Here is a 24,042-nt window from a genome sequence, read left to right as displayed (position 1 = left end):
TGCCGGCGCGGCCCACCGCAGCCGCCGGCAGACACCAGATTCCATCGTCCCTGTCGCATGTATAAAAAAGGCACCGCAGTAGAAATCCAGTTTTCCCCGAAACGCTTGAACGACGGCGCCGGCGATCCTTATTGGATCGACCTGACCACCGATGAAGCACAAGCCCTGCTCACGCAACTGCAGGCACGAATGGGAAACAGGGAGCAGACGCAGTCGTCGCCGCTGGTGTTTAGTCTGGAAGAGCCGGAAGGCACCGTGACCAAGTCCGTTACTGCCACCCCCGCTGCAGTGGAGGCCTCCAGCAACGAGTTCAAGCAATGGGTCTGCATCATCTGCGGCTGGGTCTATGACGAAGCCGACGGCTGGCCTGAAGACGGCATCGCGCCGGGCACGCGCTGGGAAGACATTCCTGCTGATTGGCGCTGCCCGGAGTGCGATGTGGGGAAAGACGATTTTGCGATGGTGGAGTTTTGAGGGTTAGAGCAGCGGGGACGCTTGGGCTGATAACGGGGGGCGGTGAGCAACAGTTCCGCATTGCCGGCGCGTGAGGGCATTCAAATTTTTTGAATACACTCGTGAACGAGAGGCTTCCGCCGACGGTGCTGCACACCCAATAATCAATACACCAGACGCCCGACGAGCGTTGGCGTCAGAATGTCAGAAAAAGACATCCTGCCTTCTCTTATTCGTTTACTGAGGTTTGTTTGCTCCCCATGAACTTGCGTACCGTCTTTGCCGCGATCGCGGCCTTTTCCGCTGTTGGCGTGGCATCAGCTAACACTGTGACCTACAATCTCGACCCGACCCATACGTATCCGAGCTTTGAAGCGGATCACATGGGCGGTCTTTCAATCTGGCGTGGCAAGTTTGACAAGACCAGCGGCGTTGTGATCCTGGATCGCGCAGCGAGGGCGGGCTCGATCGACGTCAAAATCGACCCGGCATCGATCGACTTCGGCAATGCAAAGCTGAACGAGCATGTCAAGAGCGCCGAAATGCTCGATGTCGCCAAGTTCCCGGAAGCCAGCTACAAGGGCAAGTTCTCGAAGTTCAAGGGTGACGTGCCGACCGAAGTCGACGGCATCCTCACGCTCCACGGCGTGTCCAAGCCCGTCAAGCTGGCCATCCATGACTTCAAATGCATTCAGCACCCGATGCTCAAGCGTGAAGCCTGCGGCGCCGATGCGACCGGCACCTTCAGTCGCGCCGACTTTGGCGTGAACTACGGTGAGCAGTATGGTTTCAAGCAGGAAGTGAAGCTGGCCATCCAAGTGGAAGGTGTGAAGGCCGATTGATGCTTGGGCCGCCGACCAGCCTGACTGGTTCAGTCACGTTGACGTGGCGGTACACGTGAGGTGAAGCGCTTGAAGAACGTCTGCAATTCGAAACAGCTGAGTTCACGCGGCACCTCGCGCGCGCCCAAATAGGTGCTTTGCCAGCCTCGCATCTCGCGCGCCTCCTGTGCATCGGACAAACACGATACTCCAGCGCGCAGCAGATAGCCAAGGCGGAGCAATCAGTCGCAGTTTTCGTAGACCCCGAGCTTGAAAGTGGCCAAACGCGGAGCGCTGTTTATACCGTACAGTCCACAATCGCATATGGCACGATCTTCCGGCCGAGGGATACCACCACCTGAAATTGCATATTGCCTCGCCGTTGAGAACAGCACATCAAACCTGCAGTAGTCCTTTGGCTCCAGTAATCGCCCATCGCATGCGCCCGTTCCTTTTCATGCGTTGGCCAATGACATAGTCGACCACCGACTCTGCTCCCGTGCTTGAAATGGACAGCCCTGAGCCCCCCGCTGCTGATAGTTCGCGAGATAGCGAGAGCAACAGCGCAGATAATGGATCACGCGGCCCTAGTGGATTGCGAGCGCCAACCCAACCTGTGTCCCGTCGCAGCAACTCTAGCCTCTCGAAGCAGCGTTTCGTCTCGCCGTGCCACAACATTCACCCCGCATTTGGCCATCCCCAAGGCACTGAAGCCGAGCATCACGGGGCAATGCTCCAGCGTTTCGCCCACGCACATCTCGGAACGGAAAAGGGGTCGGCAGGCTCGTTGCTGCCGGGATCATGCGTTTCGTCAAGTCGAAGGCCTCGTTTGTGAATGGTGAATTCCAATGTCACCGCCGTGGGCTTACCGTATTTGCCGCGCCTTTGGAACCAATCCAGCAAATAGCGGGCGCACGCCTTGGCGTGATCAACTAGGGAGACGACGATGAAGCAAGGCCTTGAAAGACTGCGGCTGGCAATCGCCAGGCTGGTATTGGTGACAACCGGGATGACGGGGGCCGTTGGCGTGGCGGCATTGGCCGTCCCTGGCGCCGCGCTGGCGGCATACCCCGACAAGCCGATCCGCCTGATTGTGCCTGCGGCAGCGGGAGGTACAACGGATATCGCGTCGCGTCTGGTTGGCAAACGCATGGCCGAACTCCTGGGCCAGCCAGTAGTGGTAGAAAACCGTGCCGGAGGCGCCGGCATCATTGGCGCGCAGGCGCTCAAGCAATCTGCCCCCGACGGCTATACCCTGATGATGGGCAATATCGGACCCAATGCGATCAACTATAGCTTGTACCGGCAACTACCTTATCGCGCGGAGGACTTTGCGCCGGTCAGCATGGTGGTGTCGGTACCCAACATTCTTGTGGTCAATGCTAACGTGCCGGCGCGTACAGTGGCCCAGCTGGTAGCGCTGGCCAAGGCCCAGCCCGGCAAGCTTTCCTTCGCCTCGTCCGGCACTGGCCAGTCGGTCCATTTGTCTGGCGAGTTGTTCCGCAAACGCACCGGTACTGACATTATCCATGTGCCCTACAAGGGCGCGGCGCCGGCCGTGGCCGACTTAGTCGCTGGCCAGGTAACCATGATGGTGGATAATCTCCCCAGCTCCCTGCCTCATATCCAGTCGGGCAAATTGCGTGCTCTGGCCGTGACCAGCGCGAGCCGCGTCCCTGAGCTGCCAGACGTGCCTACCATGAAGGAGGCCGGTTTGGAGGACTTCCAGGTGACTGCGTGGTTTGGCCTGGTGGCCCCGGCAGGCACGCCTCCGGCCGTGATCGACCGGCTGCAGAGGACCGTGGCTATCATCCTCGCCGAGCCCGAGGTCAAATCACGCCTGGCTGATCTGGGCGGCGTGCCCGGCGGCGATACGCCCACGCATTTCGGAAACTTCATCAAGAGTGAGCGCGAGCGTTGGGCACGCGTGGTCAAGGACACCGGCATCCCGCTGCAATAAGCCTGCAATCGACCGCTGAGCCTCTTGGAGCGAGGCATAACCGAAATAACTGCACATCTGGCGCACCGGCAAATCCGCAACAAGGCGGCAGCTCAAAGCAACGCGAAGATCGAACGCGACCAACGTCGAGTCGAAGCTGGCCGGCCCCTTCAGCTGGCTAGTCTTCCTACTCCAGTGATCAGGGGCGCTCCTCCTGCTTGCTCTTGGCCTCGACCCCCGTTTGGACAGCGTCTCGCCTCTTCTGCGCCTCCAACGCAGATACAAACTCGCCGCTACGACGAGCATGCTTCGCTCCGCGCTGACTGTTCAGGCTTTCAGCGGCCCCCTTTCGCCCAGACTCGAATGCAATAGCGGCTTCCAGCTGCGCCTTGCACTCGCGGGGGCTATGCCCCTGTTCGTATCAGGTCCTTTCCCCAAGGCAAGCCCTGCTCGAATTTGCATTTCAGAAAGTCAATAAATGCACGCAACTGCGGCGGCGTGTATCGGTTAGGGAGCGTGATCGCGTACAGTGTGCCGCCAGGCGAACGGGTTAGCCTGTATTCGTTTAGGACGGTTTCCAACCTACCGCTTTGCAGATGTTCTACTGCGACATACGAAGGCAGCAAGCCGATGCCAAGCTTTGCCGCAGCCATTTCGCCGAGGAAACCATAGTCCGAGCACTCCAAATGCGGTTGGATGGAAACCCTGTGCACGAGGTCACTGCCTTCTCGCACATATTCAAGCCCCACACGTGTGCGCACGCCAAGGCAGGTATGAGACGCCAAATCTTCCGGCGTGACCGGTCGACCATGCCGCTCCAAATACTCGGGATTCGCGCATAGCATCCATTCGATCGGCCCGAGTGCACGCGCCACACAATGTTCGCCGGGGTCATTGGTGACCCGCAAAGCCAAGTCGAGATCATTTTCCATCAGGTCCACGGCACCGCCTTTGAAGCTCACCGACAGCGATACCTTGGGATACAGATTGCAGAACTCGGCAAACATAGCGGTCAAGTACAGTCGGCCGACCGCCGGTGGACAACTCACACGCAATGGACCGCGGATGGAAGTGCCGAAGGTATGCAGTAGTTCGTCCGCGCGCTCTACCTCGGCGCGGATGACGGCGCATTGCGCGTAAAACGCCTCGCCTATTTCCGTCAGACTCATGCGGCGCGTGCTCCGCCGTACGAGCTGCGCCTCCACATCGCGCTCCAGCTTACGGATACGCCGGCTGACATTGGAGCGGTCAATGCCAAGCTTGAGCGACGCATTCATAAAGCTGCCAGATTCCACAACCGTGGCGAAAAACAAGTAAGCGTCGAGTTCCATAGTTTGAGCGGCGATTGGTGTGCTGCGCGCAACGCACCTGTGCGCAAGCGCAGGCTTACCTGCCTGAAATGTGGATGCAATACTCTCCCAAAGCCCAGTTTGCTTGTTAAAAAGGCGGAGGAGACATGAAGCGGATCATACCCGCGCTACTGCTTTGTAGTGCGACAATCGCAACGAATGCGCAGGCCGAGTATCCCGTCAGGCCCATCACGCTAGTGGTGCCTTTTCCCGCCGGCGCAACTACGGATACAGTGGCCCGCGTGGTCGGCCAGGCGGCATCGGCCCAGCTTGGCCAGCCCATCGTGATCGACAACAAGCCAGGCGCGGAAGGGCAAGTGGCCGCGCAGGAGGTGGCCCGGGCGACACCGGACGGCTACCGTTTGCTGCTCGCCACGTCGGGCAACCTGTCGTTGGTGCCGGCGCTGCGCAAGAAGCCGCCCTACGACGTGCTGACCGATTTCACGCCCATCGCCGATGTCGGCCGCTTCGGCTTTTTCCTGTACGTGAACCCTGCCGTCCCGGCCAGCAACCTGAAAGAGTTCCTTGCCTACGCCAAGGCCAATCCCGGCAAGCTGAGTTACGGCACCGGCAACAACACCGGCGTGGTCGCGTTCTCGCACTTCAAGACACTCACTGGCATTGAGCTGACCCAGGTGCCCTACAAGGGCGAGCCGCCGGCCATGCTGGATCTGATCGCCGGCCGCACCCAGGCCATGATCGGTACGACCATCGGCGCGCCCTATCTGCGCGAGGGCAAACTGCGCGCGCTGGTATCCATCAATGCCCAGCGCAACAGCCTGCTTCCTGATGTGCCGACCCTGCGCGAGGCCGGCATGCAGGATCTGGAGATCATGCCGTGGGCAGGTCTGGTCGGACCGGCGGGCATGCCCAAGGACGTCGTGACCCGTCTGAACCAAGCATTCGTTGCCGCGATGAACAATCCGAAGGTACGCGAACAAATGGACCGGCTGGGCTTTCCTTTGACGCCCTCGTCACCTGAAGCGTTCGGCCGTCTGATCAAACACCAACTGGCGGTCCATGGCCGCCTAGTGAAGGACGCCGGGCTGCAGCCCGAATAACTGCACGTACCGCAAAGGAGAGAGTTGATGGTTGCCTCACTGCAATATGGCGAAGCCCGGTTCGACGGCGCTGAGATCGAACGCCGCGCCGCGCAGGTTGCCGGCGGCCTGGCTGCCCTGGGCGTGGGAGAGGACGATGTCGTGGCCATCGTGCTTCGCAACGCGCCCGCGCTGTTCGAGATCACGCTGGCATGCAACCGCGTCGGCGCGTATCACTGTCCGGTGGACTGGCGGTTCACCGTGGATGAGCTGGGCTATATCCTGCAGGACAGCGGTGCCTGTGTCCTGTTCATCGAGGCGGACCTGTTAGCAACATTGCGTGCCGCGATCCCGGAAGGGGTGCGCGTACTGGCGGTCACGCCAGAACCGTTGGCCTTGCAGGCTTATCCCACTTCGCGCGTTACCGGCGAAGTGCCGGCAGACGTCCTTCGCTATGAAGCATGGCGCAGCGCACAGGCGGCGTACAGCGGTCCGTCGCACCGGCCGCGCGGACGCTTCGCCTATACCTCCGGCACTACTGGACGTCCAAAAGGCGTGCGGCGCCTCGCGCAGGGCCTGCATCCAGAGCAGCCGCGCCTGCTGCGCGATACCGTCAAGGCCGTGTTCGATTTTTCCGCGGATGCGCGCGTGTACCTGTCCGCGCCGCTGTACCACGGCGCCCCCAATCTCTACGGTATGCAGGCCATGCTGGCGACCGGGCTGGTCGTGCTGGATCCCCGCTTCGATGCCGAAGCCACGCTACGCGCCATCGAGCGCCATCGCATCACGCACCTGTACCTGGTGCCCACCATGTGCGTACGCCTGCTGGCATTGCCGCAACACGTACGCAACCGCTACGACCTGTCGTCCGTGCGCTTCGTCGCCTGTACAGGCGCGCCCTTTGCCGTTGCCATCAAGCAGGCCATGATCGATTGGTGGGGGCCAGTGATCAACGAATCGTATGCGTGCAGCGAAATGGGCATGATCACCGTGATTTCGTCCGCGGACGCCATCCGCAAGCCCGGGTCGGTCGGCCGGCCTGTGAGCGAGGCCGAGGTGCGCATCTACAGCGACGCGGGCTGCCGCCTCGGCACAGGAGAGGTTGGCAACATCCATGTGCGCCAGCCTGCTTATGCGGACTTTACCTACCACAATCGCCCTGAGGCGCGCGCCGCGATGGATTGCGAAGGACTGGCGTGCGTAGGCGACATGGGCTACGTGGATGCCGACGGCTTCCTGTTCATCTGCGACCGTAAGAGCGACATGGTGATCTCCGGCGGTGTGAACATCTACCCGGCCGAAATCGAAAACGCGCTGTCCGGCATGCCGGGTGTGGCGGACTGCGCGGCGTTTGGCGTGCCCCATGAAGAGTTTGGCGAAATGGTCGTGGCAGTGGTACAGCCTGCCGACTGCGCGCAACTGGATCCGGAGGGAATGCGTGCGTGGCTGAAAGACCGGCTCGCCGCTTACAAGGTGCCGAAGGTGATCGAACTGCGCACCGAACTGCCGCGCCAGGAAAGCGGAAAGATCCACAAGCGCAAGCTGCGCGATGGCTACTGGCAGCATGCCGGGCGCAGGATCTGAACAAGCGGCAGCAAGTGTATGGATGAACAACAATCAACACGCTGCGAATGCAGCAATACGGGAGGCCGCATGAGGACGAATCTGTGGAGCCTGATCGATTCGCACCTGGCAGAACACCCGGATGCGGTGGCATTCATAGAGGGTGAGCGTGCCATCACCCATGCGGAGTTCGATCTGCTGTGCCGTCACACAGTCGCTTGGTTGGACGCCCAGGGTATCGGCAAGGGAGACCGGGTAGGTGTGTGGCTCGTCAATCGCATCGAATGGCTGGCGCTGTTCTTTGCGCTGGCGCGCGTCGGCGCGACGCTGGTGTCGGTCAACACGCGCTATCGTAGTGAAGAGGTGAGCTACCTCATCGAAAAGAGCGGCGCCTGCCTGCTGGTGCTGCAACCAGGCTTCCGAAAGGTCGACTTCGCCGGGATTCTCGATGCCGTGGATCCCGCCTCGCTGCCCGCGCTGCAAGCCATCGCGGTGGTGGATGCCAGTCCGGCAACGCCCGCCCGTCTGTTGGGCCGCCCGGTAGTGCCTTTCGATTTGCATATGCGCGAGCCGGTGCAAGGGCTGGATGAATCCGATCCCAATGCCTGCGCCATTTTGTTCACAACCTCGGGTACCACCAAAGGCCCCAAGCTGGTGATGCACCCCCAACACACGCTCGTCGATCATGCTTGGCGTTGTGCACACGCTTATGGCATGGATGCGGATGGTGCGGTCATGCTGGCCATGCTGCCATTCTGCGGCGTATTCGGGCTGAATGGCGTGCTGGCGGCGTTCGCGGGGGGCGCGCCCGTGGTACTGCTCGACACGTTTGACGGGCCTCAGGCCGCCAGGCTGCTGGCTGACCAGCGTGTTACGCACACATTCGGCAGCGATGAGATGTATCGCCGCATCCTGGACACGGCACCGGCGAACCGGCCATTTCCGGCCGCGCGGCTATTCGGCTTCGGTGCATTTACTTCAAGCTTCTCCGAATATGCCCGCGAGGCTTGCGCACGGGGCATTCCACTCGCAGGGCTGTACGGATCGAGCGAAGTCCTGGCATTGTTTTCCTGCCAGCCGATGACGCTGCCGGTGCAGGCGCGCATCGAAGGAGGCGGCCTCCCGGTGGCACGGGGCGAGGCCACCGTGCGCATCCGTGATGTCCAGACGGGGGCGTTGCTGCCGGCTGGACAGTCCGGCGAGATTGAGATCAGCGCACCGAGCTTGTTCCTGGGGTATGACCACGATCAGGACGCAACCGCTGAAGCGGTACGTCCCGACGGCTATTTCCGAACCGGTGACCTTGGCCATCTACGCGCCGACGGCACTTTCGTGTATGAAACGCGCATGGGCGATGCGATTCGCCTGGGCGGGTTCCTGGTCAACCCGGTCGAAATCGAGGCCGTGCTCAAGCGCTTCGAGGGTGTCGCCGATGCGCAAGTGGTCGCCGTGGAAATCGATGGGCAGACCCGCGTGGTCGCTTTTCTGATCCTCACTGACGGCGCCCGGCTAGCCGAGGCCGATGTCATGGCCCAGATGCGCGCCCAAGTAGCGCCGTTCAAAGTGCCCGCGCGTGTCTGGTTCGTCGATGCCTATCCGGTCACGCTGAGCTCCAACGGCGTGAAGATCCAGCGCAACAGGCTGCGCGACCTGGCACTGGCGCGGCTGGCGGAACTTGTCCCGGCCGCCGGCGCGTGAACCCCCTCCGGAAAAATTTCATGCCGACTACGCTATATTTCGAGGATTTCCTTCGCGGGCAGGTGTTCGAGAGCACTGGCCGCACCATCACCGAGACCGACCTGACGATGTTCTCAATGTTGTCTGGAGACTGGAATCCGATCCATGCCGACGCGGAATTCGCCAGGGGCACGCGCTTCGGACAGCGTGTGGTCCACGGTGCGCTAGGCATCGCACTGGCCACCGGCATGCTGCATCAACTCGGCGTCTTTGACAAATCAGCCGTGGCCATGATGTCGCTGCAGAACTGGACCTTCGCGGCCCCGATTTTCGTAGGCCAGACGCTGCGGCTCAGGATGGAGATCCTGGAAACAGAGGCCGGCACCAGCAAGCGCGTAGGGCGCGTGAACCGGCGACTGCAGTTAATCGACCAGACCGGTGGCGTGATCCAGGACGGCACGACCGACGTGCTGGTGCTCAAGCGCGACGCCCAGGCCGCCTGAACGCGCGCCACATCGCCGCTTTTTCCCATTATCAATTTCAGCGGGGTATCCGATCGCAGAATCGGGGCCCCTGTCCGCGGCCGCCCGCGCGGTAGCGCATTGCAACCCCAGACGAACACCAGGAGACACCATGCAATCCCTTATCAGACTGACCGGCATGCTGGTCGCCCTAACGGTTGCCGGCACCGCGGCGGCACAGAGCTTCCCGAGCAAGCCGGTGACCATCGTCGTGCCGTACTCGGCCGGCGGGCCGGTGGACAGCTTCGTGCGAGGGCTCACGCCACGGCTTGCCGATGCGTGGAAGCAGCCGGTGGTGGTGCTGAACAAGCCTGGCGCCAATGAAATCATCGGCGCCGAGTTCGTCGCCAAGAGCGCGCCGGACGGCTACACGCTGTTTGCTGGCACGGAAGCTGCGCTAACCATGAACCAATTCCTGTACAAAAAGCTGCCGTACAGCCCAGACAAGGACTTTGCCGAGGTCTCGCGACTCGTGGCACTACCGTTGGTGTTCTTCGTGCCGAAGACCTCGCCCGCCAATTCACTCAAGGAGTTCATCGCGCTCGCGAAGAAGGTTTCGGCAAGCAAGCCGATGACCTACGGCTCCTCTGGCGCCGGCGGCATCGCGCACCTACCCATGGCGATGTTCACGCATAACGAGAACCTGACCATGGTACACGTCCCTTACAAGGGTGCCGCGCCACTGATCCCAGAAGTGATCTCAGGGCAGATCGATGCCGCCGTGCTCGGCGTCTCGGTGATCGAGCAGCACGTCAAGTCCGGCGCGCTCAAGGCCCTCGCCGTCTCGGCGGACACGCGCTCGGCGGCGCTGCCCGATGTGCCCACCTTCAAGGAGTTAGGGATCAAGGAGATCAATGCGGTCTTCAATATCGGCCTTGTGGCGCCGCATGGCACGCCGACCGCGCTAGTGGAGAAGATTTCCTCTGACGTCAGCCGCATCGTCCAGTCTCCAGACTTCCGGAGAAAGTATATCGATGCGTTCTCCTATGTCGCGGTAGGCTCCACACCAGCGGCCTTCAAGGATTTTCTGGCACAAGACCGAAAAATCCAGAGCGAACGCGTGAAACTTTCCGGTGTGTCGCTCGATTGAGCCGAACTTAATCAACTCAAGGGAACCACCATCATGGCTACCGCCCCCCATCTGCCTCCCATCCTGCAGAACCTGACCTTGCCAGTGATCTCGTCGCCAATGTTCACGGTGAGCTATCCGGAATTGGTGCTAGCCCAATGCAAGGCCGGCATCGTCGGTTCGTTTCCCGCATTGAATGCGCGTCAGCCGGAATTACTCGATGAATGGCTGACGCTGATGAGGGAGGAGCTCGACACCTTTCGGGCGGCCAATCCCGGCGCGATTGTCGGGCCGCTCGCGGTCAACCAGATTGCCCACACTTCCAATGTGCGGCTGGAACAAGACGTAGCAACGTGCGTGCGCCATCGCGTGCCAATCTTCATCACCTCACTGCGGGCGCCGGTGCGGGAGATCGTCGAAGCCGTCCATTCCTATGGCGGCATTATCTTCCATGATGTGGTCAATCTGCGCCATGCAGAGAAAGCGTTGGAAGCTGGTGTTGATGGGCTGATTCTTGTCGCTGCCGGTGCCGGTGGACATGCTGGAACTCTGTCGCCGATGGCTTTGGTAGGTGAGGTCCGTCGTCGCTTCCACGGTCCCATCGCGCTGTCCGGCGCTATCGCCACCGGCGATGCAATTCTTGCGGCGCAGGCCATGGGCGCTGACTTTGCCTACATCGGTACGCGCTTCATCGCCAGCGAGGAAGCCAATGCGAGCCAGGACTACAAGCAATCGCTGATCAAGGCCGGCGCGTCTGACATCGTCTATAGCAACCTATTTTCCGGTGTGCACGGAAACTACGTCCGCGAAAGCATCGAGCGTATTGGGTTGGATCCCGACAATCTGAGAGAAGGCGAGAAATCCAAGATGAGCTTTGCGGATGGTCGCTCCAAGCCAAAAGCTTGGAAGGATATCTGGGGCGCCGGGCATGGCGTGGCGCAGATCCATGACATTCCTACCACCTCCGAGATCGTGAGACGGCTTAGTCGGGAGTACGTTGCTGCGCGCGATCGTATTGCACGATTGCCCTGATCCCAAGACAAAAGGGCATCGCGCAACACAAGTGCAATCACTGTGACTGCGGTATCCGACTTTCTCGGTACCGTTGGATCTAAGGATGCTCTGCACAAACGCGAATCGAGTATGCTTGGCCATTTAACGGGAAACTAAATGCGCCACGACGCCAACCTATCAGCCCAGAGCGAAGCTGTCTGGCACGCGCGGAGCAGCATTCGCGGGCTGCGCGCGAGGCATCAGCATGAGCCCGAACCGCGCTCATGCTCGAGCAGCCAGCAGTTTGCCGCGCGCCATCCACAAGCTGGACAGCGCGAACAAGGTCATGAGTTGCGCGGTGTTCTTCCTCTCCCTCGAAAGCGGACCCTGGTGTAGCCGAACTGCCGCTTGATGACCCGGAACGGATGCTCGACCTTGGCCCGGATGCCCGCCTTGATTCGCTCGACCTGATTGACGAGCGCGCCAAGCGGTTTGCTTTGGTCCGGGACGCGACGTTTGCCGGGCTTCATCGCCGCGTGCCAGTTCACGCCCGCCCGCGCGTCCGGACGCTTGTCCACGCCTTGATAGCCCGCATTGCCAAACGCGTCGGTTTCGTCGCCATGCAGCAGGCTGTTGGCCTCAACCACGTCGTTGACGTTGCCCGCCGTGCCCCGCACCGTGTGCACCAGGGGTGCCAACGTCCCTGGCAAGCCGCGAGTCTTCCTCGTATATCTGGGTGGCGGCAAGCAATACAAGGACATCATCACGAAGTCAGCGCTGGAAGCGCTATAGCGGCTTTTCGCTGGAAGGCGCGAGCGCCAAGCCGGAAGCGATGGCTGCCTGATCCGTTCGCGCCCCTCTGCCTGCGTGACTGATCGGCGCCGTTGGCCCAGGATTTCCGGACGATCGGCTGGAACCCCTTCGACCAGGACAGCCGCTGATTTCATGCAGCGCTGGTCGCCGTGTTCGATCGACAACCAGGCAGAGACTCTTCCCTTTCCGCGCCCGTCAAGCGTTCAGACGTTTGCTAACGACCCCAACCGCAAAAACGCTCGAGCAGATCCGCCTCAGTTTCATGGACCTCGACCGGCAGGCCGCCTGCGCCCGCAAAGGCCAGATAGCGGGCGCGATGCTGGCCGTTTCGAAACGACACCACACCTTCGCGGGCAAAGCCAATCAATCCGGCTAACGTACGGCAGCGCCGGGTTGTGAACGTTACATAGGGAATTTCCGGAATCCGCTCCTGCCCGGGTGCCAGGAACTCGCGAATGCCGCGCACCTTGCCCGCATGCCAGTACTGCGCAGCCTGGAGGACATAGTCCGTTTTATCGCGATCTGCGCAAGCAAGCAGCTTCTTCAGGTCGATCAAGACCACCTTATGACGCGAGTCGGGGGCGTCGAAGCCGCATTTCATGCGGGTGAATGAATAGGGACTATGACCGGGGATAGGAACGATCCAGTTCCCGTCAGAACTGCGCTGCACCTGATCTGTTGGCAAGGCGACTCCGATTTCTTGTTCTCTCCGAAGCCTCGTCGGGTCCGGATTCGATGCGGCGCGGTTGGAACAGCGCTGCAATGAAATTCGTATGACCAAGCATTATGCGTTAGCGCCGCGCCTGTGTGAACTCGCCGATCACTAAAGCGGATGGCTTCGCGGCGCGGCATGAGTTGCCCCCGTCGAAGCTCCGTCGCTGCCCGGCTGCCCCAGTTCCGCCGCGTGGGAAACCCATCTGGACCGGTTGACAGCGAGCGACGTACGAAAAAAATGGCCGACACTTGTGCCGGCCAAACGCCCTTAACAGTGAAAGCCAAGGTCGATATGAGACTGTCGTGGGCACGCCAGGGGGCGCGCCTCGTCCTGCGGGCAGGAAGTTAGAAGCGATGTCGCATGCCGAGCATTGCGCCGGTCTGGTTTTGGCCTGGCATCGTATTGGGCGTACTGGTCACACCGAAGGTTGCATTGCCCTTGTTGTTAACATAGCCAAGCAGCAGGTACGCGTCAGTACGCTTGGACAAGGCGTAGTCAGCGTTCAGCACGAACATCCACGAATCTTTGCTGTCGGTGCGGGCGTCGGTGTAGTAAGCCGCGCCGGTCAGGGTAAAGGCGGGAGTGAACTTGTAGTTCGCGCCGAGCCAGTACAGGTTGTCGTGACGGGCCGTGCCAGTCGTGACTTCGTCACGCATCCAGCGGTAGCCGCCAAACACCTTGGCAGCGCCGAAGGCATACGACGTACCAATCGCAGCACGTTTTGCGGCGAGGTCCGCGGAAGCCAGGGTGCTGCCCTGGAACTGGTCGTACGCGACGCCCACCGAGAACGGCCCGTTCGCGTAGGCCAAACCACCACCAAAGTTCTTGCCGACCTGGAAGTGGCCCGGCACTTCGCCGCCGAGGCCGGAGTTCACGTCGCGGCCGAAGCTATAGAAGCCGGTTGCCGTCAAGCCGCCGAACTTACCGGTGTACTTGATAGCGTTGTCGGCGCGACCGTTAAATTGATTGTCGACCGAATTCAGGGAGTACATCGGGCCCGCCGCCATCGGGTCATAGGCTCCGAACAGGTCATACAGCGAATTTTGCTGTCGGCCGAGGGTGACGGCACCGAAATTGCCCTGCAGGCCAACGTAGGCCTGGCGACCGAAGAGCCGGCCACCCTGCGCGGATTTGCCGCTATCGATATCGAAGCCGCTTTCCAGCACGAAGACGCCCTTCAGGTTGCTGCCGAGGTCCTCGACCCCGCGCAGACCCCAGCGTGAACCTGAGAGGCCCCCGGAAGTCACACCAACGACAGAGCCACTGCCATTTGCGCCACCATTGACGTGGTTTTGGAAACTGATGCCGGCATCAGCGATGCCATAGAGCGTCACATTGGACGACGATTGGGCAAAGGCAGAGCCAGACATGGCGCAAGCTGCGGCTGCTACTGCGAAGAGAGCTTTTTTCACTGTCAATTCCAGGTTCTTATTTGGCGGAGGGTCCAGCCGGTGGCGTCACGGCTTGCATGCGAGCCGAAACCACCCACCGACGCGGCCGCCAGATAGTGCGACAGGAATGTGACAGCAATGAGTCAACAATTATGCAGAGATTCGCACAATCATTTCAAAATCAAGAACAATATGTGCACGTCCGGCAGCTAAACTCCATCGCCGGGGCGCGCCGATATCTCTCTGACGTGAGTGACAGATTTTTGACGAATTTGTGTCGGTCTGCCCCAAACCTGTCCCCTCCCGGTTATAAACGCTTGGCAGTTGCATCACCGACGAGACCGTCGGGCATGCCGGGGCACGATTGCGCCTGACCGTCGATAAAGACCGACGGCCCTGCCACCGACCCGCGTCAACCGGGTTCCAGGACCAAGTCACCGGACCAACTCACCGTACCGACTCGGCCGATCACGGCAGCCTGTTCCACGCATACACCGAAGCGTTCAAAGAAGGCGGTATCACGGCGCTCGCGCGATACAAAGCCATACCTGCCATGTTGGCCCTTGCCTTGCGAGACCTCGATCAATGCTCGCATCAGACGCTGCTCGCAAACCAAGCTTGTCAGTGCTGCCCCCTCTCTGAGCATCCACGCACTGAGGTCTCGCAGTGAAAGATCGAGCATCCTTGCGGCATGCGCCCGACTCCAAGGCGCATTCGGTTCTCCAAAGACTGCCCGCGCAAGTTTCAAGGTAAGGGGTTTCGCCGGATCGTGCGCCCAGTTGCGCGGCGAGTGATCACCGCTCTCGTCCCGGATGGGACGCCTCGAAGCCATGACGTCAAAATGTATGGCATCACTGGCTGCTATGAGGCTATGCGACATGGTGTACAGGTCAAAGCGCCGATACGCGCTCACCCGCGCACTTTCCCCCGCCTTCAATGCGACACTACCCATCGCGCCGCGCAACCAGCAGCCTCCACTGCGGCAGTGGACATCAACATCGAACGGCAGCCGGATGTTATTCAGTTGCATTCCGTGGGCAGCCGGTGGCTTGTCTAGGCGGTCGCCCGACGCAAACCGCCATAGCTAGCCCAGGATCGTGCCACAAGGTATCCCGCATCCACCGGCAGATTCACCCCGGTGATGGCCGCGGCCCAGTCGGAGGCCAGGAACAAGACAGCCTTTGCCACTTCTTCTGCCCCGAGCCGATCTTGTCAGTCTCCCGCCCGGCTTCCATCATCGTGTCGCCTGAACACGTCTCCGTCAGGCCATAGGCATCCACATATCGCGCGTTCGTGAACAGGCCGGAGAATTCCCGGATGCGCTCTTCCGGCGTACGCTCACCGCCGCCGACGAGCCATTTGAAGCTGGACGCGCCCATGGGGGTAATCGAGGTCGATGTCAGTTCCACACCGATCGTGCGTGCCACCGACCTGTTCCGGCGCGGGAATTGTTCCTCGATCTTGCCCACACAGGGGACGGCCGCCGGGGCAGTTCGAACGGAGCCGGACCGGGCGCAGCCGCGGTCGCGCAGACGTGGATCCCCGAGCCCGCCGGCGCCGCTACTCCCGCATCCTCTGTGCCATGAACGTCCGCAGCGTCTGCATTGCGGGCGTCTCGGTCCGCCCCTGCAAGGTGATCAGGGCGAACTGCGCGTTGGTATGCAGGGGCGGCGTCAGCACCAGTTCCGCCAGCTCCCCCCTCGCAATTGGCTCGCGCGCGGCCGCGATGATGCCGAGGAAGACGGCATCGGTCTTCCGGGCCGCTTCCACCAGGCTGGCGATTTCCTCGCAGCGCAACGTGACCATTTCATCCGGATGTGCGCGCGGCCCGAAGTGGGCGACCAGGATGCGCGCCACCTCGTCCGACAGCGGGCTTGAAGCGATCGGATAGGCCAGCAGATCTTCGAAGCGCACGCACGCCAGCTGGTGCAACGGATGGCCGCTGCGGCAGATGAAGCCGGCACGCAGGTCCGGCAGCCGTTCCACGTTCAGATCGGAGCCCGGCACCAGCGAGCGCAGGTCGATCACGATGCCGTCCAGTGCGCGGCCGCGCAACTGCTGCAGCTGCAGATTGGTGGCGCCGCGGGAGATGGTGAGTCGGACCTTCGGATGGTGCCTGCCCATATGGACCAGGAAGGGCGTCATCAGCATGGCGCCCGGCCCCGACCCGAACCCGATGCGCAGCATGCCCGCCTCCCCGGCTTGCAGGTCGCGCGCACTCTGCTTCAGCTCGCCGGCCTCGAAAGCGATTCGCCGCGCTCTCTCCAGCGCCAGTTGCCCGAACGGCGTCAACTCGTTGCGCTTGCCGATGCGGTCCACCAGGGACATGCCCAGCTCCGATTCCAGCGCCTGGATGCTGCGGCTGAGGGCCGGTTGCGTCAGGTGCAGCCGCGCCGCAGCTTGGCTGAAAGAGCCGGTTTCGGCCAGCGCAATCAGATGCTTGAGCTGAATCAGGTTCATGCGGCCGTCTCGTATGCAATTTTGTAATGATAATGCAAAAAATGATGCATTGGACATCGCGGGACGGCCTTCCTAACATGGCTCGCAGCCATGCGTCCCCGACCGGGGCAAGCACAAGACCTGGCACCTTCAACAGGAGACAACGATGTACCTCACACGACGCCTGTGCCGCCTGCTGGCCGGCCTGCTCACCGCCTCGCTGGCCGGCGCCGCTTGCGCTGCCGCGAGCGGACCCGGACCCTATCCGGCCAAGCCGATCGCGCTGATGGTTCCCTACCCCGCCGGCGGCGCTTCTGACGCGATCGCCCGGGTGCTGAGCCAGCCCATCGGCAAGCAGCTCGGCCAAACCGTGCTGGTGGAAAACCTGGGCGGCGTCAGCGGCGCCATCGCCGCGCAGAAGGTACTGTCCGCCCCGGGCGACGGCTACTACGTGTTTCAGGGTTCACCCAACGAGGTCATTCTTTCCCCGCTGGCAAACGCCGCGGTTAAGCTGCAGGCCGAAGACTTCCAGTTGGTGCAGCCCATCTCCACCGCGGTGTTGGCGCTGGTTGCGCGCAAGGACCTGGAGGCCAATTCCTCCGACGAACTGATCACGCTGGCGCGCAGCCGCAAGGACAGGCCCTTGTCCTACGGCAGCGTGGGAGTGGGCTCCCTGTACCACATCCTGGTCGAACACATGCAGCAGCTCACCGGCACCAGGATGACCCACGTGCCATACAAGGGCGCGGCGCCATTGGTCCAGGACATCGGTGGTGGCCAGCTGGACTTCGCCATCGTGCCCTTCAATGCCGCGCTCGGCGCCATGGCGCAGCAGGGGCGGCTGAAGCTGCTGGCCACCGTGGGCGCCAACCGTCCCGCGCTGCTGCCCAATGAGCCGACCATCAGCGAAGGCAAGCTGCTCAAGAACTTCGCCTTCACCATCTGGACTGGCGTCATGGTCAAGAAGGGAACGCCGCCCGACGTGGTCCAGCGCCTGAACCAGGCGCTCGGCAACGTGCTCCAGGATCCCGCCGTGCGCGCGGGCCTGGAAACCCAGATGCAACTGGTGGCCGCACCGATGTCGCTGCAGGAAGCGGCCCGTTTCTATGAGAGCGAAACCGCACGCTATCGCGGCCTGGCCAAGGCCATTGGGCTTCAGCCCCAGTAACGCGCCGACGCACCTCACGCATCACGGCCCTCACCCGACAAAAAAAGGGAAACCCCATGCATGCCGTCCTGGAATCGCTGCGCGCGGGCGCAGACAAGTTCATCGCGTTGCGGCGCGATCTCCATCAGCATCCCGAGCTCGGCTTCCAGGAGCATCGCACCAGCGACGCCGTCGCGAAATGCCTTGTGGAATGGGGCTACGAAGTCGAGCGCGGCCTGGGCGGCACCGGCGTGGTCGGCACGCTGCGGCGCGGCAACGGCAAGCGCCGGCTTGGCCTGCGGGCCGACATGGATGCCCTGCCGATTGACGAGGCGAACGGGCTGCCCTATGCCAGCCGCCACGCCGGCGTGATGCATGCCTGCGGACACGACGGCCATACCGCCATGCTGCTGTGCGCCGCCGAATACCTGGCGCGGGCGGGGGAGTTCTCGGGCACGCTCCACCTGATCTTCCAGCCTGCGGAGGAAGGCCTGGGCGGCGCCCTGCGCATGATCGAGGAAGGACTGTTCGAGAAGTACCCCTGCGACGCCGTGTTCGCCATGCACAATATGCCGGGCATGCCGCAGGGCAAGCTGGTGCTGCGCGAGGGGCCGACGATGGCCTCGTCGGACTACGCGACCGTCACCCTGCGGGGCGTGGGCGGCCACGGCGCCCTGCCCCACCGCGCGGCCGATCCGCTGGTGGCGGCGGCCGGCATCGTGCTAGCCCTGCAGACCGTGGTCGCGCGCAACGTCGATCCTCTGCAGATGGCAGTGGTAACCGTCGGCGCCATGCACGCCGGCCGCGCCAACAACGTGATTCCGCAGGAGGCCACGCTGGAGATCAGCGTACGCGCGCTGGACCGGGAAGTGCGCGCCACGCTGGAGCGGCGCATCAAGGCCCTGGTGCAGGCGCAGGCGGAAAGCTATGGCGTGCGCGCGGAGATCGACTACCGGCAGGGCTACGCGGTGCTCGTCAATACGGCGCAGGAGACCGAATTCGCGCGCCGCACGGCGCTCGAACTGCTGGGAGCGGACGGTGTCGTGCTGCAAGGTCCGGCGCTGCCGGGCAGCGAGGACTTCGCCTTCATGCTGGAGCGCTGCCCGGGCAGCTACCTGCTGATCGGCAATGGCGACGGCGACAGCGCGGGCGCCTGCATGGTGCACAACCCGGGCTACGACTTCAACGACGACAACATCGCCATCGGCGCGGCCTACTGGACCCTGCTGGCGCAGCGTTTCCTGACGGACTGAAGCTTGCGCAACTGCCGTGACGCGCGCCGGAAACAAAAAGGTCAAGGTGAAATCCTTGACCTCGTCCAAGCGCCCACCACGCTTGATCAATGTGGTACGCGACTAGGCGCCGTCGGTGAACATGACGCGCCTGATGGCAATGCGCGCCGAGGGCGTCGCCGATAAGGTGATAGATCGAGTCGATGCCGACCGTTGCGTAGGTCAGCGGCTTGCTCTTATTCTGCTTCGCCAGTTCGAGGAATTTGTCCAGCGTGTCGGCCGGCAGGCAGTTGCGCACGAGTAGCAAGATATTGGCGTCGCTGATGGGGGCCGCCAGCATCAAGTCCTCGGGCTTATAGCGGGCTGCCGGATTCAGTAACGGGGACAGGAACACCTCGTTGATCGAGCCGTGGAAGAAGGTATACCCGTCGGCCGGCGCGGCCAGCACCTTGTTGGCGCCGATTACCCCGGTGCCGCCGCCATAGTTTTCGACGACCACCTGCGGCTTCACGCTCTTGCCGATGGATGCGGTGCGCGCCGGCTTCGGTGCCACCATCCAGCCGGGCGCAGCGACCGCGCGCCTCAATGATCCGACGCTGGTCCGCTCGCTGGTAGTCGACGCCCAGGTTGGACGGCACAACATGCTGGCCAGCCTTTCCGACGACGAACTGTCGCCTGCGGCGCTGGCGGCGCGGGTCGTGCTGGCCGATACCGCGCGCAGCCTGGTGCGCGACGGTGCGTGGTTCGGTGCGACGCTCCACAAGGAGTGAGATCGAGATGGTGCCGCAATGCCGCCATCAGCCTGACCAGCATGATCCGCCACCAGCCGCATCTGCACGACGCGATGCGACGGTTCGATCCCCAGGCTCAATCAACCGTGATCTTTCGCTCCTTGACAATCGCGCTCCACTTTGCACTTTCCTTCTTCATGAAGGCAAGCAGTTCCGGCCGCGTGGTCGGCTGCGGAGTCAGGCCATGCTTGTTCAGGGCGTCTTTCACCTCCGCGTCGTTCAGCACCTTGACGATCTCCTGATTCCAGCGATCGAGGACGGACCCCGGCGTCTTTCCCGGGGCCACGAAGGCATACCAGTTCAGCGCCTCGAAGCCGGGGTAGCCGGATTCCGCCACGGTGGGGACGTTCGGCAGGTAGGCCGGTCGCACCGGGCCGGTAGTGGCCAGCGGCACCAGCTTGCCGGCCTCGACCTGCGGCATCGCAGTCGGCGGTGCCGCAAAGTACGACGTCACACGCTGGCCAAGCAAATCCTGCAGTGCTGGTGCACCGCCCTTGTACGGAATATGGACCATCTCGATGCCAGCACGCTGGTTGAACAGTTCGCCCGCCAGATGGGATGCGGAGCCAGCGCCGGTGGACGCGTAGTCCACGGCACCGGGCTTCTTCTTCGCCAGCGCGACGAACTCGGCCAGGTTCTTCACGCCGGCGCCCTTGTGCACCACCAGCATATTGGGAAAGTTCACGCCGCCCGATACGGGGGCCAGGTCCTTGAACGGATCGTAGGGCAGCGTCATCAGGTGTGGCGCGATGGTCAGCGGCCCGATCGAGCCGAACAGCAGCATGCTGCCGTCTGCCGGACCGCGGGCCACCAGCTGGTGGGCGATATTGCCGCCAGCACCGCCACGGTTGTCGACGACTACCGGCTGGCCGAGGTTGTCCGCCAGCTTCTTGGCGATCAGCCGCGCGGCGGCATCGGCGGCGCCGCCGGCCGCAAAGCCGACCACCAGCGTGACCGGCTTGCCGCCGGCGATGGGCTGCGCTTGCGCAATGCCCGATGAAAGGGGAAAACAGAGCGCTGCCAACGAGGTAGCGCGCAAGATCAGTCGACGGTTCATCGAATCGGTCTCCGTATTGTCATTCTGGAAGGGCGTGAGAATTGGCCAATGGCCGGCCGGGCGATCAGTCCGCCCCGAGCCCGACCGGGTTCGGCCGGCGTTTCTCGACCGCATGGCGCAGCAGCGCGGCACTGCGAAAAACGCCGTGGGCAAACTTGCCGTAAGGCAGGGTGGCGAATAGCGCCATCACCGCCCCTAGGTGCAGGCATAGCAGGATGGCCATCGCCGGCGTGCCGCGGCCCAGCCACAGCGCCAGGCCGCTGGTGGCGGTCAGGAACAGCAAGGCGATGAAGCCGAGGTCCATCGGCCGCTGGCCGTGGGCCAGGTGCAAGCAGTGACGTTGCAGGTTGAGCCAGCCGAGACCTGCGGTGCCGATCGCGAGGCTGACGCCGCCGACGGCACCGAGCACCTTGGGCAGGCTCGGTAATTCGTATGGCGCGTGCCAGCCGAAGGCATAGTGATAGATCGTCGCCACGGCAGTTGCGGCAAAGCACAGCAGGAAGCCGTAGAACGTCAGGTGATGGAAACGTCGGCGCGAAAGCGTGAAGCCATCGTCGGCATTGTTGCAGCCGGCACCGTGACCGCCGTCCAGGTATTTCAGCCGCAGTACGGCGGAACCGGCCTCCGCCGCCGCCGGCGCGCTCACTGGCGCACCGCTGGTCGCGGGGGTGACTTCGCGCCAGAACCTGCGCACCCCCATTGCCAGCGCAAGCACAACGAACCCGAACACCGGCGCAAACATCGACACCAGCAGGTTATGCGGGAACAGCGCATAGAAATTTCCGGTGGCAGGACCACCCCACAGCGTACCGTTAAGCGCCACAGCCATCAGCAGGAACAGTGTCAGGCTGAGCGCAAGGGCCAGCGACAAGGCGAGGCCATTGCGCCGGTACAGCTTGCCGAGCGCTAGCGGCCACGCATAGTCCTGGTAGGTCTGGCCACGGACTTCCGCCATCGCTGCCGGGATGTTGACGGCGAACTCGTGCGGCGGCGCGTACTGGCAGGCATGCAGGCAGGCCCCGCAGTTGTGGCAGAGGTTGGCCATGTAGTGCACATCGGCACGGCCAAACTCGAGCCGCCGCGTCATGGCGGGGAAAACCGCGCAGAAGCCTTCGCAATAGCGGCAGGCATTGCAGATCTGCAGGATGCGCGCGACTTCGCCCTCGGCAGCCGTCAGCGGCAATACGGGATGAATCGGAATCACGCGTCGGTCTGTGCCGCCCACGCCTTGCGCGTCGGCACGAGCCTGATCGACCAGCTCAGCGAGCGATGGCATTGGGCTGCTCCATGTCGAAATCGAGATGTCGGAAACCGCAGGCACGCGCGGCGCTCACGCCTGCGATGCGGCCAAAAGCCGTGCCGATCGCCATGCCGACGCCGGCGGTATAGCCCTTACCCAGCACGTTGCCGGCCATCATTTCGCCGGCAACGAACAGGTTCGGGCTCGGCCGGCCATCGAAGTGGACCTGCGCCCGCTCGTTGACCTTGAGGCCCAGGTAAGTGAAGGTCACGCCGGGGCGCAGCGCGTAGCCGATGTAGGGCGGCGTGTCGAGCGGCCGCGCCCAGTGCGTCTTGGCCGGTGCGATGCCCTCGGTGGCGCAATCGTCCAGCACCGTGTGGTCGAACGTGCCGGGCCGGCACTTGGCGTTGAAGGCTTCCACGGTTCGCACGAAGGCGGCTTCCGGCACGCCGAGCTTGCGCGCCAGTTCGTCGAGCGTATCGGCGGTCGTGCCCGGGAAGACCGGCGGCATGAAGCGGCCGATGGCCTTCTGGTCGATGATCGAGAAACCGATCTGCCCCGGCTGCTGCGCTACCAGACGGCCCCAGATAGCATATCGCTTGGGCCAGAAGTCCTCGCCCTCATCGTAGAAGCGTTCCCCGTCGCGATTGACGACCACGCCGAGCGAAACACAGTCGATCCGCGTGCAGATGCCGCCGTCATAGAGCGGTGCGCGTGCGTCGATGGCCACCATATGGGCCTGGGTCGGATCGCCGATCGCGTCGGCGCCTGCGTCGATCATATGGCGCAGCAGCACGCCCTGGTTGAAGCGCGTGCCCCGGATCAGGAAGTTGTCCGACGGCCACTCGCCGCGTTCATTCTGGCCCCAGGCTTCGCGCAGCCAATCCCGGTTCGACTCGAAACCGCCGGCGCCCAGCACGCAGCTCCTGGCCTCGATGCGTTCGCCGGTAGCGGTCACGGCCGCGACGAAACGGTCGCCGTCGCGCTCAATGGCAACAACCGGGGTGTCGTAGCGGATCTCGACACCAAGTGTCTCGGCACTGCGGAAATAGACGTTGACGAGTGCCTTGCCGCCGCCCATGAAGAAGGCATTGGTGCGGGCCACATGCAGCGCGCCAGACAGCGGCGGCTGAAAATGGACGCCATGACGGCGCATCCAGCCTCGGCAACGCGACGATGCACGGATTGTCATGCGCGCCAGATACTCGTTGGTGATGCCACCCGTCACCTTCAGCAGGTCCTGCCAGTATTCCTCTTCCGGGTAGGCGTCGACCAGCACATCCTGCGGGGCCTCGTGCATGCAGCGCAGGTTGCGGGTGTGTTGCGAATTGCCGCCGCGCCATTCGCGCGGCGAGCCCTCCAGCAGCAGCACCGAGGCACCCGCCTCGCGCGCCATCAACGCGGCGCACAGCGCGGCATTGCCGCCGCCGATCACCAGCACATCTTTCATGGGGGAATCTCCTTGTGGGCTCGACTGTAAGCAAAGCCCGGCGGCGACGAAAGATGACGGTGATTAAGACGTGTTCAGTTTTTGTGAAGGGTCGGGGCGGCGGTGGTCGAAGTTGGCGGGTGAGAGGGGCGACGTTCTTGCCGCATCTGTTCGGAGCGTCAGTTGTATCCGAGTAAGGCGACGTTCCGGAGATCATCGTCCTCAGCCTGCTGGAGGAGAAGCTTGACTACAACTGGCAACGCCCCACCGGAAGGTGGCACTGAAGGCGAAGTATCTCGGTCCATCGGAATTCCTTCAAACGAGCGGGTGCCATCTGACTGAGCGGCGTTCATGGTTACATGT

Annotated in this window: 21 protein-coding genes and 4 pseudogenes; 12 read left to right on the top strand and 13 right to left on the bottom strand. The window is 62.8% G+C overall.

Features of this window, described 5'->3' with window-relative positions:
* Positions 1–57 precede the first annotated feature (57 nt).
* Both ABNX08_RS09555 and ABNX08_RS09550 read left to right on the top strand, forming a co-directional pair.
* Positions 58–474, top strand: coding sequence for a rubredoxin (locus ABNX08_RS09555; RefSeq protein WP_022534967.1), 417 nt, complete (start codon positions 58–60; stop codon positions 472–474).
* A gap of 239 nt (positions 475–713) precedes the next feature.
* On the top strand, positions 714–1,295 hold the full coding sequence (locus ABNX08_RS09550; protein WP_022534966.1) for a YceI family protein: 582 nt from the start codon (positions 714–716) through the stop codon (positions 1,293–1,295).
* 29 nt (positions 1,296–1,324) lie between these two features.
* Here the strand turns inward: ABNX08_RS09550 and ABNX08_RS09545 are convergent, their stop codons facing one another.
* On the bottom strand, positions 1,325–1,474 hold the full coding sequence (locus tag ABNX08_RS09545) for a hypothetical protein (RefSeq protein WP_349606955.1): 150 nt from the start codon (positions 1,472–1,474) through the stop codon (positions 1,325–1,327).
* An 809-nt stretch (positions 1,475–2,283) separates the two neighbouring features.
* Between ABNX08_RS09545 and ABNX08_RS09540 the strand changes: the two genes are divergently transcribed.
* Positions 2,284–3,234 (top strand): tripartite tricarboxylate transporter substrate binding protein, encoded by a 951-nt coding sequence (locus ABNX08_RS09540; RefSeq protein ID WP_041681411.1) that lies wholly within the window; start codon positions 2,284–2,286, stop codon positions 3,232–3,234.
* Positions 3,235–3,617: 383 nt separating this feature from the next.
* Here ABNX08_RS09540 and ABNX08_RS09535 read toward each other — a convergent pair whose 3' ends face one another.
* A complete protein-coding gene (locus tag ABNX08_RS09535) occupies positions 3,618–4,544 on the bottom strand; it encodes a LysR family transcriptional regulator (protein ID WP_022534964.1) in 927 nt (308 codons plus the stop codon).
* 251 nt (positions 4,545–4,795) lie between these two features.
* Between ABNX08_RS09535 and ABNX08_RS09530 the strand changes: the two genes are divergently transcribed.
* The 6 genes from ABNX08_RS09530 (at position 4,796) to ABNX08_RS09505 (ending at position 11,464) form a co-directional block, all read left to right on the top strand.
* Positions 4,796–5,623, top strand: coding sequence for a tripartite tricarboxylate transporter substrate binding protein (locus ABNX08_RS09530; RefSeq protein WP_349606953.1), 828 nt, complete (start codon positions 4,796–4,798; stop codon positions 5,621–5,623).
* Between the two features lie 27 nt (positions 5,624–5,650).
* Positions 5,651–7,186 (top strand): acyl-CoA synthetase, encoded by a 1,536-nt coding sequence (locus tag ABNX08_RS09525; RefSeq protein WP_022534962.1) that lies wholly within the window; start codon positions 5,651–5,653, stop codon positions 7,184–7,186.
* Between the two features lie 69 nt (positions 7,187–7,255).
* Positions 7,256–8,863: an AMP-binding protein gene (locus ABNX08_RS09520; RefSeq protein ID WP_022534961.1), complete on the top strand. Its 1,608-nt coding sequence runs from the start codon at positions 7,256–7,258 to the stop codon at positions 8,861–8,863.
* Positions 8,864–8,883: 20 nt separating this feature from the next.
* Positions 8,884–9,345: a MaoC/PaaZ C-terminal domain-containing protein gene (locus ABNX08_RS09515; RefSeq protein WP_011154309.1), complete on the top strand. Its 462-nt coding sequence runs from the start codon at positions 8,884–8,886 to the stop codon at positions 9,343–9,345.
* A gap of 130 nt (positions 9,346–9,475) precedes the next feature.
* Entirely contained in the window at positions 9,476–10,453 is a 978-nt protein-coding gene (locus ABNX08_RS09510; protein ID WP_022534960.1) for a tripartite tricarboxylate transporter substrate binding protein, read from the top strand.
* A 33-nt stretch (positions 10,454–10,486) separates the two neighbouring features.
* Positions 10,487–11,464 (top strand): nitronate monooxygenase family protein, encoded by a 978-nt coding sequence (locus tag ABNX08_RS09505; protein WP_022534959.1) that lies wholly within the window; start codon positions 10,487–10,489, stop codon positions 11,462–11,464.
* A 243-nt stretch (positions 11,465–11,707) separates the two neighbouring features.
* Here the strand turns inward: ABNX08_RS09505 and ABNX08_RS09500 are convergent.
* From ABNX08_RS09500 to ABNX08_RS09470, 7 genes and pseudogenes are all read right to left on the bottom strand, one after another.
* Positions 11,708–12,114: pseudogene (locus ABNX08_RS09500) on the bottom strand (transposase); the annotation flags it as partial.
* Positions 12,115–12,452: 338 nt separating this feature from the next.
* The gene (locus ABNX08_RS09495; protein ID WP_022534957.1) at positions 12,453–12,923 is read right to left on the bottom strand and encodes a hypothetical protein; all 471 of its coding nucleotides are present in this window, start codon (positions 12,921–12,923) and stop codon (positions 12,453–12,455) included.
* 374 nt (positions 12,924–13,297) lie between these two features.
* A complete protein-coding gene (locus ABNX08_RS09490; protein ID WP_022534956.1) occupies positions 13,298–14,365 on the bottom strand; it encodes a porin in 1,068 nt (355 codons plus the stop codon).
* A 391-nt stretch (positions 14,366–14,756) separates the two neighbouring features.
* Entirely contained in the window at positions 14,757–15,374 is a 618-nt protein-coding gene (locus ABNX08_RS09485) for a hypothetical protein (protein ID WP_349606948.1), read from the bottom strand.
* A gap of 23 nt (positions 15,375–15,397) precedes the next feature.
* The gene (locus ABNX08_RS09480) at positions 15,398–15,532 is read right to left on the bottom strand and encodes an SDR family oxidoreductase (protein ID WP_374063658.1); all 135 of its coding nucleotides are present in this window, start codon (positions 15,530–15,532) and stop codon (positions 15,398–15,400) included.
* A gap of 11 nt (positions 15,533–15,543) precedes the next feature.
* A pseudogene (locus ABNX08_RS09475) lies at positions 15,544–15,702 on the bottom strand (acyl-CoA synthetase); the annotation flags it as partial.
* A gap of 202 nt (positions 15,703–15,904) precedes the next feature.
* A complete protein-coding gene (locus tag ABNX08_RS09470) occupies positions 15,905–16,804 on the bottom strand; it encodes a LysR family transcriptional regulator (protein WP_022534953.1) in 900 nt (299 codons plus the stop codon).
* Positions 16,805–16,949: 145 nt separating this feature from the next.
* On the opposite strand from ABNX08_RS09470, the gene ABNX08_RS09465 reads away from it, so the two are divergent.
* Entirely contained in the window at positions 16,950–17,951 is a 1,002-nt protein-coding gene (locus ABNX08_RS09465; protein WP_022534952.1) for a tripartite tricarboxylate transporter substrate binding protein, read from the top strand.
* Positions 17,952–18,007: 56 nt separating this feature from the next.
* Positions 18,008–19,183 carry a M20 aminoacylase family protein gene (locus ABNX08_RS09460; RefSeq protein ID WP_022534951.1) on the top strand — a complete coding sequence of 392 codons (1,176 nt, stop codon included), beginning with the start codon at positions 18,008–18,010 and terminating at the stop codon, positions 19,181–19,183.
* A 142-nt stretch (positions 19,184–19,325) separates the two neighbouring features.
* Here ABNX08_RS09460 and ABNX08_RS09455 read toward each other — a convergent pair.
* Positions 19,326–19,718: pseudogene (locus ABNX08_RS09455) on the bottom strand (tripartite tricarboxylate transporter substrate-binding protein); the annotation flags it as partial.
* On the opposite strand from ABNX08_RS09455, the pseudogene ABNX08_RS09450 reads away from it, so the two are divergent.
* Positions 19,666–19,932, top strand: a pseudogene (locus tag ABNX08_RS09450) (LysR family transcriptional regulator); the annotation flags it as partial. The pseudogenes ABNX08_RS09455 and ABNX08_RS09450 overlap by 53 nt on opposite strands.
* Positions 19,933–20,029: 97 nt before the next feature.
* On the opposite strand, the gene ABNX08_RS09445 reads toward ABNX08_RS09450, so the two are convergent.
* The 3 genes from ABNX08_RS09445 to tcuA form a co-directional block, all read right to left on the bottom strand.
* Positions 20,030–21,010 carry a tripartite tricarboxylate transporter substrate binding protein gene (locus tag ABNX08_RS09445; RefSeq protein ID WP_022534948.1) on the bottom strand — a complete coding sequence of 327 codons (981 nt, stop codon included), beginning with the start codon at positions 21,008–21,010 and terminating at the stop codon, positions 20,030–20,032.
* A 64-nt stretch (positions 21,011–21,074) separates the two neighbouring features.
* The gene (gene tcuB, locus ABNX08_RS09440) at positions 21,075–22,286 is read right to left on the bottom strand and encodes a tricarballylate utilization 4Fe-4S protein TcuB (RefSeq protein ID WP_022534947.1); all 1,212 of its coding nucleotides are present in this window, start codon (positions 22,284–22,286) and stop codon (positions 21,075–21,077) included.
* On the bottom strand, positions 22,270–23,700 hold the full coding sequence (gene tcuA, locus ABNX08_RS09435) for an FAD-dependent tricarballylate dehydrogenase TcuA (protein WP_349606944.1): 1,431 nt from the start codon (positions 23,698–23,700) through the stop codon (positions 22,270–22,272). The genes tcuB and tcuA overlap by 17 nt, the downstream gene beginning before the upstream one ends.
* Between the last annotated feature and the right edge of the window lie 342 nt (positions 23,701–24,042).

Source organism: Cupriavidus sp. DF5525 (assembly GCF_040149425.2).
Classification (GTDB): Bacteria; Pseudomonadota; Gammaproteobacteria; order Burkholderiales; family Burkholderiaceae; genus Cupriavidus; species Cupriavidus pickettii_A.
Note: the sequence above shows the minus strand (reverse complement) of the source record. Positions and strands in the feature narration are given on the sequence as shown.

Coding starts and splice junctions, on each gene's coding strand:
- ABNX08_RS09555 (WP_022534967.1), top strand. CDS start 58: ATGTATAAAAAAGGCACCGCAGTAGAAATCCAGTTTTCCCCGAAACGC.
- ABNX08_RS09550 (WP_022534966.1), top strand. CDS start 714: ATGAACTTGCGTACCGTCTTTGCCGCGATCGCGGCCTTTTCCGCTGTT.
- ABNX08_RS09540 (WP_041681411.1), top strand. CDS start 2,284: ATGACGGGGGCCGTTGGCGTGGCGGCATTGGCCGTCCCTGGCGCCGCG.
- ABNX08_RS09535 (WP_022534964.1), bottom strand. CDS start 4,544: ATGGAACTCGACGCTTACTTGTTTTTCGCCACGGTTGTGGAATCTGGC.
- ABNX08_RS09525 (WP_022534962.1), top strand. CDS start 5,651: ATGGTTGCCTCACTGCAATATGGCGAAGCCCGGTTCGACGGCGCTGAG.
- ABNX08_RS09520 (WP_022534961.1), top strand. CDS start 7,256: ATGAGGACGAATCTGTGGAGCCTGATCGATTCGCACCTGGCAGAACAC.
- ABNX08_RS09515 (WP_011154309.1), top strand. CDS start 8,884: ATGCCGACTACGCTATATTTCGAGGATTTCCTTCGCGGGCAGGTGTTC.
- ABNX08_RS09510 (WP_022534960.1), top strand. CDS start 9,476: ATGCAATCCCTTATCAGACTGACCGGCATGCTGGTCGCCCTAACGGTT.
- ABNX08_RS09505 (WP_022534959.1), top strand. CDS start 10,487: ATGGCTACCGCCCCCCATCTGCCTCCCATCCTGCAGAACCTGACCTTG.
- ABNX08_RS09485 (WP_349606948.1), bottom strand. CDS start 15,374: ATGCAACTGAATAACATCCGGCTGCCGTTCGATGTTGATGTCCACTGC.
- ABNX08_RS09470 (WP_022534953.1), bottom strand. CDS start 16,804: ATGAACCTGATTCAGCTCAAGCATCTGATTGCGCTGGCCGAAACCGGC.
- ABNX08_RS09465 (WP_022534952.1), top strand. CDS start 16,950: ATGTACCTCACACGACGCCTGTGCCGCCTGCTGGCCGGCCTGCTCACC.
- ABNX08_RS09460 (WP_022534951.1), top strand. CDS start 18,008: ATGCATGCCGTCCTGGAATCGCTGCGCGCGGGCGCAGACAAGTTCATC.
- ABNX08_RS09445 (WP_022534948.1), bottom strand. CDS start 21,010: ATGAACCGTCGACTGATCTTGCGCGCTACCTCGTTGGCAGCGCTCTGT.
- tcuB (WP_022534947.1), bottom strand. CDS start 22,286: ATGCCATCGCTCGCTGAGCTGGTCGATCAGGCTCGTGCCGACGCGCAA.
- tcuA (WP_349606944.1), bottom strand. CDS start 23,700: ATGAAAGATGTGCTGGTGATCGGCGGCGGCAATGCCGCGCTGTGCGCC.